Origin of the sequence: Acinetobacter sp. C13 (assembly GCF_016809775.1) — a bacterium.
Classification (GTDB): Bacteria; Pseudomonadota; Gammaproteobacteria; order Pseudomonadales; family Moraxellaceae; genus Acinetobacter; species Acinetobacter pittii.
The window spans coordinates 438,068-453,893 of record NZ_JAFBJL010000001.1 but is presented as its reverse complement, the minus strand read 5'-3'; the positions used below and the strand labels follow the sequence as shown (position 1 = coordinate 453,893).

General features: G+C 40.3%; 13 protein-coding genes and 2 pseudogenes. 9 read left to right on the top strand and 6 right to left on the bottom strand.

Annotated features, from left to right (window positions below):
• The first annotated feature begins 444 nt into the window (after nucleotides 1-444).
• Nucleotides 445-801, top strand: coding sequence for a four-helix bundle copper-binding protein (locus JGE69_RS02215; protein ID WP_046812966.1), 357 nt, complete (start codon nucleotides 445-447; stop codon nucleotides 799-801).
• Nucleotides 802-1,397: 596 nt separating this feature from the next.
• On the opposite strand, the gene JGE69_RS02210 is transcribed toward JGE69_RS02215, so the two are convergent.
• The 3 genes from JGE69_RS02210 to JGE69_RS02200 all read right to left on the bottom strand — a co-directional run bounded on the left by JGE69_RS02210 (nucleotide 1,398) and on the right by JGE69_RS02200 (nucleotide 4,781).
• Nucleotides 1,398-1,805 carry a GFA family protein gene (locus JGE69_RS02210; protein ID WP_068563704.1) on the bottom strand — a complete coding sequence of 136 codons (408 nt, stop codon included), beginning with the start codon at nucleotides 1,803-1,805 and terminating at the stop codon, nucleotides 1,398-1,400.
• Nucleotides 1,806-1,832: 27 nt separating this feature from the next.
• Nucleotides 1,833-2,234 (bottom strand): Cu(I)-responsive transcriptional regulator, encoded by a 402-nt coding sequence (cueR, locus tag JGE69_RS02205; RefSeq protein ID WP_001020650.1) that lies wholly within the window; start codon nucleotides 2,232-2,234, stop codon nucleotides 1,833-1,835.
• 75 nt (nucleotides 2,235-2,309) lie between these two features.
• The gene (locus tag JGE69_RS02200; protein ID WP_199112128.1) at nucleotides 2,310-4,781 is read right to left on the bottom strand and encodes a heavy metal translocating P-type ATPase; all 2,472 of its coding nucleotides are present in this window, start codon (nucleotides 4,779-4,781) and stop codon (nucleotides 2,310-2,312) included.
• Nucleotides 4,782-4,947: 166 nt separating this feature from the next.
• Here JGE69_RS02200 and JGE69_RS02195 point away from each other — a divergent pair, with 166 nt between their 5' ends.
• On the top strand, nucleotides 4,948-5,148 hold the full coding sequence (locus JGE69_RS02195; RefSeq protein ID WP_077164555.1) for a heavy-metal-associated domain-containing protein: 201 nt from the start codon (nucleotides 4,948-4,950) through the stop codon (nucleotides 5,146-5,148).
• Between the two features lie 49 nt (nucleotides 5,149-5,197).
• Here the strand turns inward: JGE69_RS02195 and JGE69_RS02190 are convergent, their stop codons facing one another.
• Both JGE69_RS02190 and JGE69_RS02185 read right to left on the bottom strand, forming a co-directional pair.
• Nucleotides 5,198-6,157, bottom strand: a complete 960-nt coding sequence (locus JGE69_RS02190) for a LysR family transcriptional regulator (RefSeq protein WP_039757490.1) — start codon at nucleotides 6,155-6,157, stop codon at nucleotides 5,198-5,200.
• 44 nt (nucleotides 6,158-6,201) lie between these two features.
• Nucleotides 6,202-6,331: pseudogene (locus JGE69_RS02185) on the bottom strand (hypothetical protein).
• A gap of 106 nt (nucleotides 6,332-6,437) precedes the next feature.
• On the opposite strand from JGE69_RS02185, the gene benA reads away from it, so the two are divergent.
• The 7 genes and pseudogenes from benA to JGE69_RS02150 all read left to right on the top strand — a co-directional run bounded on the left by benA (nucleotide 6,438) and on the right by JGE69_RS02150 (nucleotide 14,587).
• Nucleotides 6,438-7,820, top strand: coding sequence for a benzoate 1,2-dioxygenase large subunit (benA, locus tag JGE69_RS02180; protein ID WP_032056610.1), 1,383 nt, complete (start codon nucleotides 6,438-6,440; stop codon nucleotides 7,818-7,820).
• Nucleotides 7,817-8,336, top strand: a pseudogene (benB, locus tag JGE69_RS02175) (benzoate 1,2-dioxygenase small subunit). Before benA ends, benB begins: the two are co-directional and overlap by 4 nt.
• A gap of 52 nt (nucleotides 8,337-8,388) precedes the next feature.
• Nucleotides 8,389-9,405 carry a benzoate 1,2-dioxygenase electron transfer component BenC gene (gene benC / locus JGE69_RS02170; protein WP_032052684.1) on the top strand — a complete coding sequence of 339 codons (1,017 nt, stop codon included), beginning with the start codon at nucleotides 8,389-8,391 and terminating at the stop codon, nucleotides 9,403-9,405.
• A gap of 18 nt (nucleotides 9,406-9,423) precedes the next feature.
• Nucleotides 9,424-10,209, top strand: a complete 786-nt coding sequence (locus JGE69_RS02165; protein ID WP_078220431.1) for a 1,6-dihydroxycyclohexa-2,4-diene-1-carboxylate dehydrogenase — start codon at nucleotides 9,424-9,426, stop codon at nucleotides 10,207-10,209.
• Nucleotides 10,210-10,266: 57 nt separating this feature from the next.
• Nucleotides 10,267-11,460 carry a benzoate/H(+) symporter BenE gene (benE, locus tag JGE69_RS02160; protein ID WP_064785362.1) on the top strand — a complete coding sequence of 398 codons (1,194 nt, stop codon included), beginning with the start codon at nucleotides 10,267-10,269 and terminating at the stop codon, nucleotides 11,458-11,460.
• 467 nt (nucleotides 11,461-11,927) lie between these two features.
• A complete protein-coding gene (locus JGE69_RS02155) occupies nucleotides 11,928-13,286 on the top strand; it encodes an aromatic acid/H+ symport family MFS transporter (protein WP_069036790.1) in 1,359 nt (452 codons plus the stop codon).
• 44 nt (nucleotides 13,287-13,330) lie between these two features.
• Nucleotides 13,331-14,587, top strand: coding sequence for an OprD family outer membrane porin (locus tag JGE69_RS02150; RefSeq protein WP_199112126.1), 1,257 nt, complete (start codon nucleotides 13,331-13,333; stop codon nucleotides 14,585-14,587).
• A 103-nt stretch (nucleotides 14,588-14,690) separates the two neighbouring features.
• Here JGE69_RS02150 and JGE69_RS02145 read toward each other — a convergent pair whose 3' ends face one another.
• Nucleotides 14,691-15,797, bottom strand: a complete 1,107-nt coding sequence (locus JGE69_RS02145; protein WP_005802658.1) for a beta-ketoacyl-ACP synthase III — start codon at nucleotides 15,795-15,797, stop codon at nucleotides 14,691-14,693.
• Nucleotides 15,798-15,826 lie beyond the last annotated feature (29 nt).

Sequence of the window (15,826 nt, the reverse complement as noted above, 5' to 3'; positions counted from 1 at the left end):
AAAGCACCCTTAGGTGCTTTTTCTTTTAACGACCTGTTGTAATTAATACAAGCATACTCAGTATTAAAGTACTTAATGATCGTTTGCAATGTATGTGGACTTCATGCTCAGCTCCGTGAGCATATTGATTAACGTTTTCCATTTCGTGTGCCCTTAAAGTTCACACTGATAATCTGCCCAATTTTCACACAATAAGAAATTAGCCAAAAGTATTATATGCAATTAAATTTAACACAATCCTTAAATTTAAATCCCCTCTTAACATGAACAATTATGAGCGTTTTAGCTAAAAACTGGATGTAACATTCTACTACGAGGTTAATTATGTATTAGCGATTTGTAGACCTTTCATCTCAAACAGCCATGCCTTAAAAATGATCTTCTAAAATAGAAAATATAACGATATTCCATTTTTTAATAATAGTCTTCGACAGGAGAACTTTTATGGAAACTCAACAAGAAACAAACTCTTCTTTATTTTGTAATGCCTCTACCTCAATTCAAGCTTGTATTGAATGTATGATTGCTTGTAAAACTTGTGCATCTGCATGTTTACAAGAAGAACATGTTCATATGATGCGTGAATGTATTAAGCATTGCATGACATGTGTAGAAACCTGCCAACTTTGTACGTCTTTAGAACTAAGAAACTCTGAACTAGCAGAATCAGCCATGCAACTTTGCGCAAATGCATGTCAACTTTGTGCAGCGGAATGTAGCAAACATGAGCATGAACATTGTCAGATCTGTGCGAAAGCATGTTTAGCCTGTGCTCAAGCTTGTCTTGCCTATCGTGCTTAAATAATTTTCCAGATGTAAAGCCTACGCGTCTTTAGATCGTAGGCTGATTAAAATATTTTAAATAACAACGAATTATATATTTATTATTTAAGGAATACTTTTTTATAGGCATAAAAAAAACCCGCATCTTGGGGAAAATGCAGGCTCTTAGATCTCCCACAACGACCATGAGTTCATTATTAAACTTGAACTTTAAACCGTTAACTAAATGTACCGTTAATTAAAATAAAAATCAATACAGAATAGTCTGTATATTTCAATTTTTTTATGATTTTTACATTACTTTTTCATAAATAGTTTAAAAATATAAGATATTTTTAAATGAGAAATAGCTTTTTAAAAGACATTAAAAAAGCCCGTTTCACGGGCTTTTCTGCAACGGTGAGCAAGTTAAGATTTGTGTCTATCCAACTCTTGTTTGCTCTTTGCTAGCTATATGTAAGGTTTTATCGTATCTTTTGCCCTGTCCCAAGTTTCCCTGTGGAGCGAGGAGATATTACGATTACCTTAAGTACATTTATAGCACATTATTTATTCATGACTAGTGTTGTTCACGTTTTTTTACAAATGAACAAAATACGATCTATCCTTAATATTTAAGGGTTTTCTACCCCATTTAGATATTGGCGAGCGTCATCACAAATTGGATACCACTTCACTTGTGAATTGACAAAAGCATGAGAGATGACTGGTGTCGATATTTCTTCATTAATAAGTCCGACCCTCAGGCGTACCACTTCTGGCTTATCTAGACGTTCACTCCAGATCGGTGAACCGCAAGTTTTACAGAACACTCTCTTCTTGTTTGGAGAAGCAAAGTAGGCCTGTAAAAGATTTTCACCCTGCACAATGTTTAAATCACTTTTTTGTATCTGTGTAATAGCTGCAAAAGCAGCTCCTTGTGCTTTTTGGCATTGCTTACAGTGACAAACCATAATGGGATTTAATTCAGCATTAATGTTGAGTTGAACGCCATTGCAAAGACAAGAAGCTGTATAAATCATGATTCTACCTTTTTATTTTTATGGGATTTAGCTTACACCCACCCCTTTTTCAATATGATCTAAAATGGCACAAGAAGCCTGTTGATCGCCACAGCAATCATCGGCAGAAGCCTGCAAAATATTAACCATTTCTTGTAGGTGGGCAATTTTTTGTTTTAACTCGGCAATGTGTTTGACGGTTAAGGCTTTCACCTCTGCACTATGCCGATCGGTATTTTTCCAAAGTGAAATAAGTTCTTTCATCTGTTCAGATGAAAAACCTAACTCTCTGGCATGCTTTAAAAAGTTTAAAGTTTTAAGGTCTGTTTCTGAATAGATGCGATAGCCAGAAGCAGAACGCTGAGCTGCTTCAAGTAAACCGATTTCTTCATAGTAGCGAATCATTTTCGCCGAAATGCCCGAATGTTTGGATGCCTGACCGATATTCATCTCACACCTCAAATATTAAATTTGGTTTAAGGCCTGCTGTCATGATCTTAAACCAAAAGTTGATTTTCAGCACGCTTACTCTACTGGCGCATGAAAGCGTTTTAAGCGTAATGCATTGCCTAAAACAAAGACCGAAGAAAGTGCCATCGCGCCTGCTGCAAACATCGGTGAAAGTAACACACCAAATGCTGGATATAATGCCCCTGCTGCAATTGGAATTAGGGCTACGTTATATACAAATGCCCAGAACAGGTTTTGACGTATGTTCCGCATGGTGGCTTTACTTAATGCAATTGCATTCGGCACGCCTTTTAAACTACCTGACATCAGCACCACATCTGCAGCTTCAATGGCAACATCTGTGCCTGTACCAATGGCTAAACCGACATCTGCTTGCGCCAAGGCTGGTGCATCGTTAATGCCATCACCTACAAAGGCCAAACGACCATATTGTTTTTGCAGTTGGCGAACTGTGTCCACTTTGCCTTCGGGTAAAACCTCTGCCACAACTTCATCAATGTTCAGCTTTTTGGCAATTGCTTGCGCCGTATGACGGTTGTCTCCTGTAATCATAGCAACTTTGAGACCTAATTGATGCAAGGCCTTAATCGCAGCATAGGTTGTTTCTTTAATTGGGTCTGCCACGGCAATAATTGCAGCAAGTTTCTGATCAATAGCAACGTATAGCGGTGTTTTGCCTTCTTCACCCAATTGAGCAGCAATCGCTTGGAATGAGTTGGTGTCTAAACCAAGTTGATGCATATAACGGTCTGCGCCAATTTGTACTTTTTGACCTAAAACTTCCGCTTCAATACCTGAGCCTGTAATCGAATTAAATGCTGTTACTGGTAATAAGTTTAGGCCTTCGCTTTCTGCTGCTTGAACAATTGCGAGAGCAATTGGGTGTTCAGACTTGGCTTCGACCGAAGCAACTAAAGTCAGCACTTGTTCACGCTCAAAACCTGATTGCACATTAAAATCAGTCAGTGTTGGTTTGCCTTCGGTGAGCGTGCCCGTTTTATCAACTGCAACGACCTGCGCTTCTTGTAAAAGCTGCAAAGCTTCACCTTTACGGAACAAGATACCTAACTCAGCACCACGTCCAGTACCAACCATAATAGAAGTTGGTGTTGCAAGTCCCATTGCACAAGGACACGCAATAATCAGTACCGCAACAGCATTCACCAATCCAAAAGTGAGCGCAGGTTCTGGCCCAAAAATAAACCAAACCAAGAAAGTAATTGCAGCAATTAACATCACTACAGGTACAAACCACATGGTGACTTTATCGACTAAGCCCTGAATCGGAAGTTTAGAACCTTGGGCTTGTTCAACCATACGAATAATTTGTGAAAGTACAGATGAGCTACCCACTGCGGTTGCCCGAATGTTCAGTGTTCCGTTTTGATTGACCGTACCACCGACCACCTGTTGTCCCACTACTTTTTCGACTGGGACAGGTTCACCCGTAATCATAGATTCATCAATGTAGCTGTGCCCTTCAACCACTTCACCATCGACTGGCACACGTTCACCCGGACGAATTTCTACGATAGTTCCACTGACTACTTCAGCAACAGCAACTTCAACCACTTGACCGTCATGTTGAATACGGGCTGTTTTAGGCTGCATTCCAACTAAATGTTGAATCGCTTGCGAGGTTCGTCCTTTAGCTTTGGCTTCAAAATATCGCCCGAGTAAAATTAAACTGACAATAACGGCAGCCGCTTCAAAGTAAACATTGACCGTACCTTGTGGTAACACATGCGGCATAAAGGTTGCTACGACCGAGAAACTGTAGGCTGCCAAAGTTCCAACAGCCACCAGCGAGTTCATATCTGGTGCCAAACGCCATAAGGCCGGAATTCCTTTTTGATAAAAACGGCGACCAGGAAAAACGAGCACTAATGTGGTCAAAGCAAACTGTAAAAGCCAGCTATTGTATTGACCAATTGTGTGCATGACCCACATGTGAAAAGCTGGAATGAGATGTGAACCCATTTCCAAAATAAACACAGGTAAGGCCAACATAATCGAAATGATCAAATCTTTTTTAAGCTGATCTAACTCTGACGCTTTTTTATCGAGTTGCTCATCTTGATTTTTTTCAGATGCTTTAGCGTCGTAACCTGCTTTTTTAACAACGCGAATTAAGTCTTCAACATTGACTGAGGAATCTGTCTGCACCCAAGCCTGCTCTGTTGCTAAGTTGACAGTCGCTTCTTGAACACCGTCTACTTTTTTAAGGGCTTTTTCAACACGTGCAACACAAGATGCACAAGTCATGCCCTCAATAGATAACTCCACTGGCGCGGCTTTTGGAACATCATAACCTGCTCGTTCAACTGCTTTAACCAGTGCTTCGCGCCGAATCGGTTGATTTGAATAAACAACTGCTTTCTCTGTTGCCAAATTAACGTTGGCAATTTCTACATTTTCAACTTTCTTAAGTGCTTTTTCGACACGTCCTACACAGGAGGCACAAGTCATGCCCTCAATTGAGAGTGTCTCACTATATGCTGGCAATTTTGTGTTTTTTGAGTCCATCAAACACCTCTGCAAATCTGCAAAATTTAATATTCTGTATTGAGCATACAGATTCCCATCATGGGAAGGTCAAGCATATTTTTTTAAAAAATTGGTCTTGACCTTACAATCATGACAAGGTTTAGACTCAGTGTTATCCAAACAAACATCTCATTCTTGATGGAGTATGAACATGAAACTACTTATTGAAAATATGACTTGTGGTGGCTGCGCCCGTGGAGTGACTGCGACGATTCAAGATATCGACCCAAATGCAAAAGTAGATGTAGATTTAGCAACCAAAATCGTGACTGTTGAAAGCAGTGAAAGCGTCGATAAAATTACCGAAGCACTTGAAGAAGATGGTTTCCCAGCGAAAGTGCAATAAGATATAAAACTGCATAGCTTCATCCTTTGAGGCTATGCACTTCCATTATTTAAAAATCGACACCATTTGAATCATCTATCGGGTTCTGATCGAGTGTAAAAACCGTCCGTTGATAAGGTATCCCTTCTAAGTCATAAACCTGATAAATACAATCAAACAGTGACTGTAAATCTTCACTTCGGTCCATTGCCCGTGCAGTAATAAAAATTGGGCTGACCGCGCCGTTATCTAAAATTGGAATATAGTTTAGGTGTGGAAATCGAATGGTATCGGCACTTGCTGGAATAATGCAAATCCCTTCTCCCGCTGCCACTAAGCCCAAAGCCAACTGAATCTCTCGTATTTCATGCATATTTTTTGGAACCAAACTATGTTCGGCAAAAATATTCAAAAGCTGGGTCGAAAAATTGGGTTTCGGTGAAGTGGGATACATAAACATCTTTTCATCAATCAAGTCAGCTAGATATACCCCTTCCGTGCGCTGTGCAATTGGATGACTCGTATGCGCAGCAACCACCAAACGCTCTTTACGTAGCAAAATACGTCTCACCGCTGGATCACTAATTCTTAAACGTCCAAATCCAACATCAATACGTCCTTCCTTTAATGCCTGTAGCTGTTCGGTTGTGCTTAACTCCATGAGCTGAATATTCAGATGGGGTTGCTGTTGGCGAAATAAATAAATGATTCGAGGCAGCAAACCATAGAGTAAAGACCCAACAAAACCAATGGTCATACTTCTTTCGATGAGACCAATACGCTTGGTCATACTTTTTATTTCTTCAGCATTCGACAAAAGTTTAACGGCGTGCTGATAAAAGAAATGCCCTGCTTGTGTAGTTTGTAAAGGACGGCTTCCTCGCTCAAACAGTTGAATGCCAAGCTCGCTTTCCAGATTTTGAATCTGTCTACTCAAAGGTGGTTGAGCAATAAATAGTTTTTCGGCTGCCTTTGTAAAGCTCTGTTCTTCAACAACAGCCACAAAATACCGTAAATGTCTTAGTTCCATAAGGTTTCCATACCTTTAAGATATAAAAAAATGCAAATTCAGTCTTAGACACAGTTTAACCATTCTTTTAAGGTATATACAAGCAACAAACCGATGAAGTGATGAATTGCTTTGTGAACAAGCCTTCTTGCCAATCTTCCAGTTATTCATCTTCATCAATTCACGGTTAAACATCCAGCGCACTCATGCGCTTCATTGACAATATTAGGATATCAAGACCTTTTAGACCGTAGCTAAGGCCTTGGTGACTTCCACACTTTTGGAAAGTCGGAGAACGGACATGCCACGTATTCCTGTAATCAATACTAGCCATCTTGACCGTATTGATGAATTACTTGTCGATAACATCGATACAGGTGAATTTAAACTTCATCGCTCAGTGTTTACTGACGAAGCCCTATTTGACCTCGAAATGAAATATATCTTCGAAGGTAATTGGGTTTACTTAGCACACGAAAGCCAAATTCCAAACAATAATGACTACTACACCACTCACATTGGTCGTCAGCCGGTCATTATTGCCCGCAACCGTAACGGTGAATTGAATGCCATGATCAATGCGTGTTCACACCGCGGAGCACAACTTTGCCGTTACAAACGTGGTAATAAAGCAACGTATACTTGCCCTTTCCACGGCTGGACTTTTAACAACTCAGGTAAATTGCTTAAGGTTAAAGATCCAAGTGAAGCAGGCTATTCTGACTGTTTTAACCAAGATGGCTCACACGACCTTAAAAAAGTGGCTCGTTTTGAGAGTTACAAAGGTTTCTTATTTGGTAGCTTAAATCCCGATGTTCCTTCACTTGAAGAATTCTTGGGAGAAACCACCAAAATCATCGACATGATTGTTGACCAGTCTGAACATGGTTTAGAAGTTTTACGTGGTTCATCTACCTATACCTATGAAGGCAACTGGAAACTCACCGCTGAAAATGGTGCCGATGGTTATCATGTTTCTGCTGTTCACTGGAACTATGCAGCAACAACTCAACACCGTAAAGAAACTCAAGCTGCCGATAACATTCGTGCCATGAGTGCAGGTTCTTGGGGTAAACAAGGCGGTGGCTCGTATGGCTTTGAAAATGGCCACATGTTGCTTTGGACACAATGGGCAAACCCAGAAGACCGTCCAAACTTCCCGAAAGCAGACGAATACACCGAAAAATACGGTGAAGCGATGTCGAAATGGATGATTGAGCGCTCACGTAATCTTTGTCTCTATCCAAATGTTTATTTGATGGATCAGTTTGGTTCGCAAATTCGTGTACTTCGCCCACTTTCGGTTAATCGAACTGAAGTCACCATTTACTGTATCGCGCCTAAAGGTGAAGCACCTGAAGCTCGTGCACGTCGTATCCGTCAATATGAAGATTTCTTTAATGCTTCAGGCATGGCAACACCAGACGATTTAGAAGAATTCCGTGCTTGTCAGGCAGGCTACGCAGGGATTGCACTTGAATGGAATGACATGTGCCGTGGTTCAAAACACTGGATTTATGGACCAGACGATGCAGCGAACGAAATCGGTTTAAAACCAATGTTAAGTGGGATTAAAACTGAAGATGAGGGACTTTATCTTGCCCAACATCAATATTGGTTACACACCATGAAACACGCGATTGCATCAGAGAAAGAAATTGCTGATCAGGGAGAAACAGCATGAGCACTCAAGACAAAGCAACTTTAGAAAATATTGCTCAGTTTCTCTATCGTGAAGCTCGCTTTTTAGATGATGAACAATGGGATGATTGGCTTGAATGCTATGCACCAGAAGCTTCTTTTTGGATGCCAGCTTGGGACGACGACGATAGATTAACCGAAGATCCACAATCTGAAATTTCACTTATTTATTATCCAGATCGTCAAGGTTTAGAAGATCGTGTGTTCCGTATTAAAACCGAGCGCTCATCTGCAACCATGCCAGATACTCGCACAAGCCACAATATTGCCAATGTTGAAGTCGTTGAGCGCGATGGCGACAAAGTTACTGTTCGCTTTAACTGGAATACCTTGAGTTTCCGTTACAAGACAAATTACAGCTATTTCGGTATGTCACGTTATGTGATCGATTTTTCAGGTGATCAACCAAAAATCTTGAGCAAGTATGTCGTTTTGAAAAATGACTACATCAATCAAGTCATTGATATCTACCACCTTTAAGACATACCCCCTCAGTTAAACGGACTGTTGGCTGAGGGTAAAAGTTTCAAATATTTTGTAGGATACATGCCATGTCAAACCACAATATCGCACTTCAATTTGAAGATGGTGTTACACGTTTCATTAACGTAGCTCAAGGCGAAACCCTATCTGACGCAGCCTATCGCCAAAAAATTAATATTCCTTTGGATTGCCGTGATGGTGCATGTGGAACTTGCCGCGCATTTTGCGAGTCCGGTAGTTATGACATGCCAGAAGAAACCTATATTGAAGATGCATTAACCCCTGAAGAAGCTGAGCAAGGTTATATTCTTGCTTGCCAATGTCGACCAACGTCCGATGCAGTATTCCAGATTCAAGCCTCATCAGATGTTTGCAAAACAGAAATTCATAGTTTCCAAGGTACTTTAGCCCGCGTTGAAAACTTATCAGATTCAACCATCACATTTGATATTCAACTTGATGAAGGTCAACCGGATATTCATTTCCTTGCAGGTCAGTATGTAAATGTTGCAATTCCAGAAACTGGCGAAACACGTTCATATTCATTTAGCTCAAAACCGGGCAATCGCTTAACAGGCTTTGTGGTACGTAATGTACCAAATGGCAAGATGAGTGAATTCTTAAGCAAGAATGCTAAAGCTGGCGACAAAATGACATTTACAGGTCCATTCGGTAGCTTCTACTTACGTAATGTAGCGCGTCCAGTGCTAATGCTTGCAGGCGGTACTGGTATTGCCCCATTTATGTCGATGTTACAAGTGCTTGAAGAAAAAGGTTCAGAACAACCAGTTCGTTTAGTCTTTGGTGTCACCAATGACTTTGATTTGGTTGCTCTAGAAAAACTCAATGAGTTGCAGGCGAAATTCCCATGGTTTGAATATCGAACTGTGGTCGCAAGCTCTGAGAGTAACCATGAACGCAAAGGCTATGTCACTGGTCATATTGAAAGTGAATGGTTAAACGGTGGCGATGTCGATGTTTATCTATGTGGCCCAGTGCCAATGGTAGAAGCGGTACGTGGTTGGTTAGAAACTGAAAATATCAAACCTGCTAATTTCTTGTTTGAAAAGTTCTCTGCGAATTAATAGGTGGAGAAGTTATCTATGTCAAACCGTCAAAGATTTACTAATAAAGTCGTGATTGTTACGGGTAGTGCTCAAGGCATTGGTCGTGGCGTGGCACTACAAGTTGCAGCTGAGGGTGGACAAGTCGTCATGGCTGACCGCTCCGAATATGTTGAAGACGTTCTTAAAGAAATTCGGAGTGCAGGTGGCGATGCTGTCACGATTAATGCTGACCTTGAAACCTATGCAGGTGCACAAGCGGTTGTTGCAAAAGCCATTGAACATTATGGTCGGGTAGATATCCTGATTAATAATGTGGGTGGCGCGATCTGGATGAAACCTTTTGAAGAGTTTTCCGAAGAAGAGATCATTAAGGAAGTAAATCGCTCATTGTTTCCAACATTATGGTGCTGCCGCGCCGTGTTACCTGCCATGATTAAGCAACAATCGGGTGTAATAGTAAATGTATCTTCAATTGCAACCCGTGGCATTAACCGTATTCCCTACTCTGCATCGAAAGGTGGTGTAAATGCTTTAACGGCATCACTTGCTTTTGAACATGCCAAAGACGGAATTCGTGTCAATGCTGTTGCGACTGGTGGAACCGAAGCACCACCTCGCAAAGTACCGCGAAACGCCAACCCATTAAGTCAAAATGAAAAAGACTGGATGCAGCAAGTAGTTGATCAAACAATAGATCGAACATTTATGGGGCGTTATGGCACAATTCAAGAACAAGTGAATGCAATTTTATTTCTTGCATCAGACGAAGCATCATATATGACTGGCTCGGTTATTTCGGTCGGAGGTGGAGATCAGGGTTAACCCTGATCTTTTTGCATGATTGGGTAAATAATATGATTTGCATGGAGGCAATCACACATGGCAACCCTGTTAAAGACATTAAAAAATGACTGGTCCATATCAGCAACAGTTGCTGGCTTTCTTGCGGTTTTAATTTCTTATTCAGGCCCACTGATTATTTTTTTCCAAGCTGCTCAGCGTGCTCATGTGTCCACCGACATGATGGTGTCATGGATTTGGGGAATCTCAATTGGTGCCGCCGTTTCAGGTATTTATCTTTCGATTAAATATAAAACGCCTGTCATAACCGCATGGTCTGCACCGGGCACTGCCCTATTAGTTACCCTATTTCCAAACGTCTCACTGAATGAAGCGGTAGCTGCTTATATTACTTCTGCTATCGTTATTTTTTTAATTGGTGTTACAGGTTACTTCGACAAATTACTAAAGTGGATTCCGCAAGATGTCGCTGCAGGCATGATGGCTGGTATTCTTTTTCAATTTGGTATTGGTCTATTTACCGCGTCCGATAGCATGCCTTTTATTGTTTTTAGCATGCTCATTGTCTTCTTAATTGCCAAACGTTTAATGCCGCGCTACACCATGATTTGGGTATTAGCTGCTGGAGTTTTATTAAGCCTCATTTTAGGCAAAATGAATCCGGTTGATGTGAGTTTTAATTTAGCAATCCCCCAGTGGATTAGCCCGGAATGGACTTGGAACTCAACACTGAATCTCGCTGTTCCTCTTATTTTAGTTAGTCTAACTGGCCAATTTTTACCGGGTATGGCGATTATGAAACTTAGCGGTTACGACACACCAGCCAAACCCATTATTACTGTCACCAGTATTGCTTCTTTAGCTGTTGCCTGTGTCGGCGGTATTACCATTGTGCTTGCCTCAATTACCGCAGCTTTATGTATGGGCAAAGATGCACATGAACTTAAAGAAAAACGCTATATCGCAGGAATCGCCAACGGAATTTTTTATATTTTAGGAGGCTTATTTGCTGGCAGTATTGTCATGCTATTTAGCTTACTTCCTAAAGAGTTGGTGGCAGCACTGGCAGGTTTAGCTTTGCTAGGTGCTATTGCCACCAATATTTCTGTTGCCATGAAAAATGACAGTCAACGTGATGCTGCACTTATTACCTTTTTAGCCACAGCATCAGGCATGCATTTTCTTGGATTAAGCTCAGTTTTTTGGGGAATTTGTATTGGTGTAATCGCACATTTCATTCTCACACCACGCTCAACTCCAGCCACAAATTAATTTTTTATCTAAGCGCCCGCCACTAAAATAAAGCCTCAATCGCCAAATCAGGATGCAAATAATTTGCTAATTCTGACTTGGTGATTTTTATTAAATATAGATTAAATTTAATTTCCAAGATTAATCTCTAAAATAATTAAATAATAGACTTTAGTATTTTGTTTTTATATTTTCACTTCAATTCATAATATAAATTTAACGATATTTTTAGCTATGATTATCATCAATAAAATCTATAAAAAAACATCCATAAACTACTTAAAATTCTCATAATACAATATTTAACCCTATTTTAAAGATACAGCTAAAACAATAAAAATAAATTATATTTTTCAATAGCTTGAATCAATAAAAATACAATACCTTAAAGACATAAAGATATATCAATTAGGTTTTTGACTCTAACCCAATAACAAAATAGTTTATTAAAAAATAACGCGATGCTTCACAAATTGGAGGTGAAGAAAATGGATACGAGCAAGGTTAATATTAATGAGTTAATTGATAAAGCCAGTTTTACATCTTTTCATTGGAAAGTTTTAATCTGGTGCTTACTTATTATTATTTTTGATGGATATGATTTAGTTATTTATGGGGTTGCTCTTCCTCTGTTAATGCAACAATGGTCATTAACTGCGGTAGAAGCAGGTTTACTCGCCAGTGCTGCTCTATTCGGGATGATGTTCGGCGCCATGATTTTCGGCACACTTTCAGACAAACTGGGACGTAAAAAAACCATCCTGATTTGTGTCACCTTATTTAGCGGATTTACCTTTATAGGAGCCTTTGCCAAAGGACCAACTGAGTTTGCTATTTTACGCTTTATTGCAGGCCTTGGTATTGGTGGCGTTATGCCAAACGTCGTTGCGCTTATGACCGAATATGCACCAAAAAAAATCCGCAGTACATTAGTCGCAATCATGTTTAGTGGCTATGCAATTGGCGGCATGACATCTGCTCTACTCGGTGCATGGCTCGTGAAAGACATGGGCTGGCAAATCATGTTTTTAATTGCGGGTATTCCTCTTTTACTACTCCCATTCATTTGGAAATTTTTGCCAGAGTCTCTCACCTTTTTAGTGAAATCCAACCATAGCGAACAGGCGAAAAGTATTGTTTGTAAAATTGCGCCTCAAACTCAGGTAAACGCCAGTACACAACTGGTGTTAAACGAAAGCACAACCACAGATGCACCTGTCCGTGCGCTTTTCCAACAAGGCCGTACCTTCAGCACATTTATGTTCTGGATTGCTTTCTTTATGTGCTTACTCATGGTGTATGCCTTAGGAAGCTGGTTACCTAAACTCATGCTTCAAGCTGGCTATTCATTAGGTGCAAGCATGTTATTCCTGTTTGCACTTAATATTGGCGGCATGGTCGGTGCAATTGGTGGCGGTGCTTTAGCAGACAGATTCCATTTAAAACCGGTTATTACGATCATGTTTATTGTGGGATCAGCAGCTTTAATTCTGCTTGGCATTAATAGTCCGCAATTTATTTTATATAGCCTGATTGCAATTGCTGGCGCTGCCACAATTGGTTCGCAAATCTTACTCTACACTTTTGTTGCGCAGTTCTATCCGACCGCACTTCGTTCAACTGGCATGGGCTGGGCATCTGGAATTGGTCGTATTGGCGCGATTATTGGACCAGTTTTAACTGGCGCCTTACTCACACTTGAGCTTCCTCACCAAATGAATTTCTTAGCGATTGCAATTCCAGGTGTGATTGCTGCACTTGCAATATTTATGGTCAATCTCAAAGCCTCTGTTGCCGCACAAACGCCATCAACTTTTAACCCTCAAAACACGCTTACCCAGCAGTAAAAATACATGCGCCGAGGACTGGCGCATCTTTTTGGAAATGGATTATGGAATTATTTCACCGTTTTAAACCACACACTTTAGCCGTTGCCACTTTATTACTGATGTGCAGTAACTCATGGGCCGCAAATCCAAATCAGCAAACTGAAGATGAATGGAAATTCACGCTAAAAAATGCCTACATTAACCGTGATTTTGATAATGATGCCTTAAAAGATACTGGCAGTTGGTCTCAGGCAGCATCATTATTTTATAAATCGAAAATGCATGACACCCCACTAGTTATTGCAGACAAGCCAATTACGATTGGTGCAGATGCTTCTGTACAATACGCCGTTCGCTTGAGTTCAGACAAACATGTCGCTGACACAGTTTTGCCTTTTAATAAAGAAACACAATCTCAAGCCTCTGACTTCTTAAAATACGGCGCCACTTTAAAGCTAGGATATGACAAAACTCTTTTAAGTGTCGGTGAACTCTGGTTAGACCTGCCTGTAACGGCTGTGGATGCCAGCCGTCAGTTGCTTGCTTCATATTGGGGAACTAACCTTAAGTCGCAACTTTCAGATCAGCTCTATGCCGAAATTGGCCGAGTGGAAAAAGTCTCTCCACGCAATGAAGAGGACTTTAAAAAGTTTTCTTTCACATCAAATGGAATTACTAAAGAATCTGATGGCTTAAATTATATTGACTTGCGCTATCAATTCACGCCGTCACTTAAGGGTGAATATTACTTTGGTAATTTAGAAGACCTGTACAACAAACACTATGTAGGGCTTGAGCATAATTGGAAACAACCTAATTTTGCGCTTACGTCTAAGTTTAAATACTTCAATGCAAAAGATGATGGCAATACTTTTGATATTGATGCGCAAAACATCGGGATGCTAGAAACGCTCAAAGTAAAAAACCATACCTTTGGGTTGGGATACCAGCAAATTATGGGTGAGTCGGCTTATCCATTACCGGATGGTTTCTTACCAGAAACCTATTTCATTAACTGGAATGCTACAGGTTTCTTTAAAGAAGATGAAAAGTCTTACCATGTCATGTATGGCTACGACTTTAAAGACTATGTACCGGGCCTAAATGCGATGGTGAAATATGTCTATGGCCATGACTTTAAAGCAGCCAATGGTGAAAAAAACCATGAAACCGAATCGAATGTGATTTTAAACTATGCATTTCAACAGCCGTTCTTAAAAGGCCTGGCCCTGCAATACATTCGTATTGATTACAACGTTAAACATGGCAATGACTTTGGTGAAGATCGCCTGTTTGTAAACTACACAAAAAAGTTTTAATAACTTTTGATTCAATCTAAGCGGGCTAATTTTGGCCCGCTTTTTTATATTATTTCTCTCTTAAAAAAACGCTCTTACGAGCGTTTTTAATCAAACCAATAATTTAAGCAACGTGCTTTTGTACAACAATCGAACCTACTGAATAACCAGCACCAAAAGATGAAATCACGCCATATTCGCCATTATCTACTTCATGGCCTGTACGGTGTAAAGCAATAATGACACCTGCTGAAGAGGTATTGGCAAACTCATCTAGAATAATTGGGGCACGGCTTAGATCTGCCTCTTTACCAGCCACATATTTCAAGATTAATTCATTCATGTTGGCATTGGCTTGGTGTAACCAGAAACGCTTAATATCGTTTGCAGTTAACTGCATTTTTTCCAACTGCGCATTAATAATTTTTGCTACAAGCGGACAAACATCTTTAAATACCTTGCGGCCATCTTGACGGAATAGCTTGTCGTCAACAACTGCATCTTCACTACGGTTTAAGAAACCAAAGTTATTGCGAATGTTGTTTGAAAATTGAGTAAATAAATGAATATCTAAAATTTCAAAACCAGTTTTAGTAGTGGTTTCTTCAATAATAGAAGCCGTTGCAACATCACCAAAAATGAAGTGACAATCACGATTACGGTAATCTAAGTGACCCGATGTAATCTCAACGTTCACCAATAAAACACGACGAGCGCCTGAACGAATTGCATCTGCCGCTTGTTTCAAACCAAAAGTGGCAGCTGAACATGCAACGTTCATATCGTAGGCATAACCTTGAATGCCAAGTGCCGACTGAATTTCAATCGCAACTGCTGGATAAGCACGCTGCATGTTTGAACATGCCAAAATTACAACATCGATATCTTCAGCAGTTACGCCTGCATTTTCCATTGCTTGTTTCGCAGCAATAACGCCCCACTCTGCTTGAAGTGAAAGTTCGTCATTTGAACGTTCAGACAAACGAGGACGTAAACGTGTTGGATCGAGAATACCCGACTTTTCAATCACGTAACGGCGCTTAATACCAGACGCTTTTTCAATAAATTCAGCACTAGAACCACGTAATTCTTCGAGTTCACCTGCTGCAATTTTCTCTGCATTCTCTTGGTTATATTGTTCCACATAAGCATTTAAACTGTCGGCCAGTTCTTCATTAGAAATGATTTCTGTTGGGTGAAATAACCCAGTACCTGTGATACGAATGCCCATGTAAAACTCCTAAAAAAATGAATAGGGTC

Coding starts and splice junctions, on each gene's coding strand:
- benE (WP_064785362.1), top strand. CDS start 10,267: ATGGCAACCCTGTTAAAGACATTAAAAAATGACTGGTCCATATCAGCA.
- JGE69_RS02195 (WP_077164555.1), top strand. CDS start 4,948: ATGAACATGAAACTACTTATTGAAAATATGACTTGTGGTGGCTGCGCC.
- cueR (WP_001020650.1), bottom strand. CDS start 2,234: ATGAATATCGGTCAGGCATCCAAACATTCGGGCATTTCGGCGAAAATG.
- JGE69_RS02155 (WP_069036790.1), top strand. CDS start 11,928: ATGGATACGAGCAAGGTTAATATTAATGAGTTAATTGATAAAGCCAGT.
- JGE69_RS02215 (WP_046812966.1), top strand. CDS start 445: ATGGAAACTCAACAAGAAACAAACTCTTCTTTATTTTGTAATGCCTCT.
- JGE69_RS02145 (WP_005802658.1), bottom strand. CDS start 15,797: ATGGGCATTCGTATCACAGGTACTGGGTTATTTCACCCAACAGAAATC.
- JGE69_RS02210 (WP_068563704.1), bottom strand. CDS start 1,805: ATGATTTATACAGCTTCTTGTCTTTGCAATGGCGTTCAACTCAACATT.
- JGE69_RS02190 (WP_039757490.1), bottom strand. CDS start 6,157: ATGGAACTAAGACATTTACGGTATTTTGTGGCTGTTGTTGAAGAACAG.
- benC (WP_032052684.1), top strand. CDS start 8,389: ATGTCAAACCACAATATCGCACTTCAATTTGAAGATGGTGTTACACGT.
- JGE69_RS02150 (WP_199112126.1), top strand. CDS start 13,331: ATGGAATTATTTCACCGTTTTAAACCACACACTTTAGCCGTTGCCACT.
- JGE69_RS02165 (WP_078220431.1), top strand. CDS start 9,424: ATGTCAAACCGTCAAAGATTTACTAATAAAGTCGTGATTGTTACGGGT.
- benA (WP_032056610.1), top strand. CDS start 6,438: ATGCCACGTATTCCTGTAATCAATACTAGCCATCTTGACCGTATTGAT.
- JGE69_RS02200 (WP_199112128.1), bottom strand. CDS start 4,781: ATGGACTCAAAAAACACAAAATTGCCAGCATATAGTGAGACACTCTCA.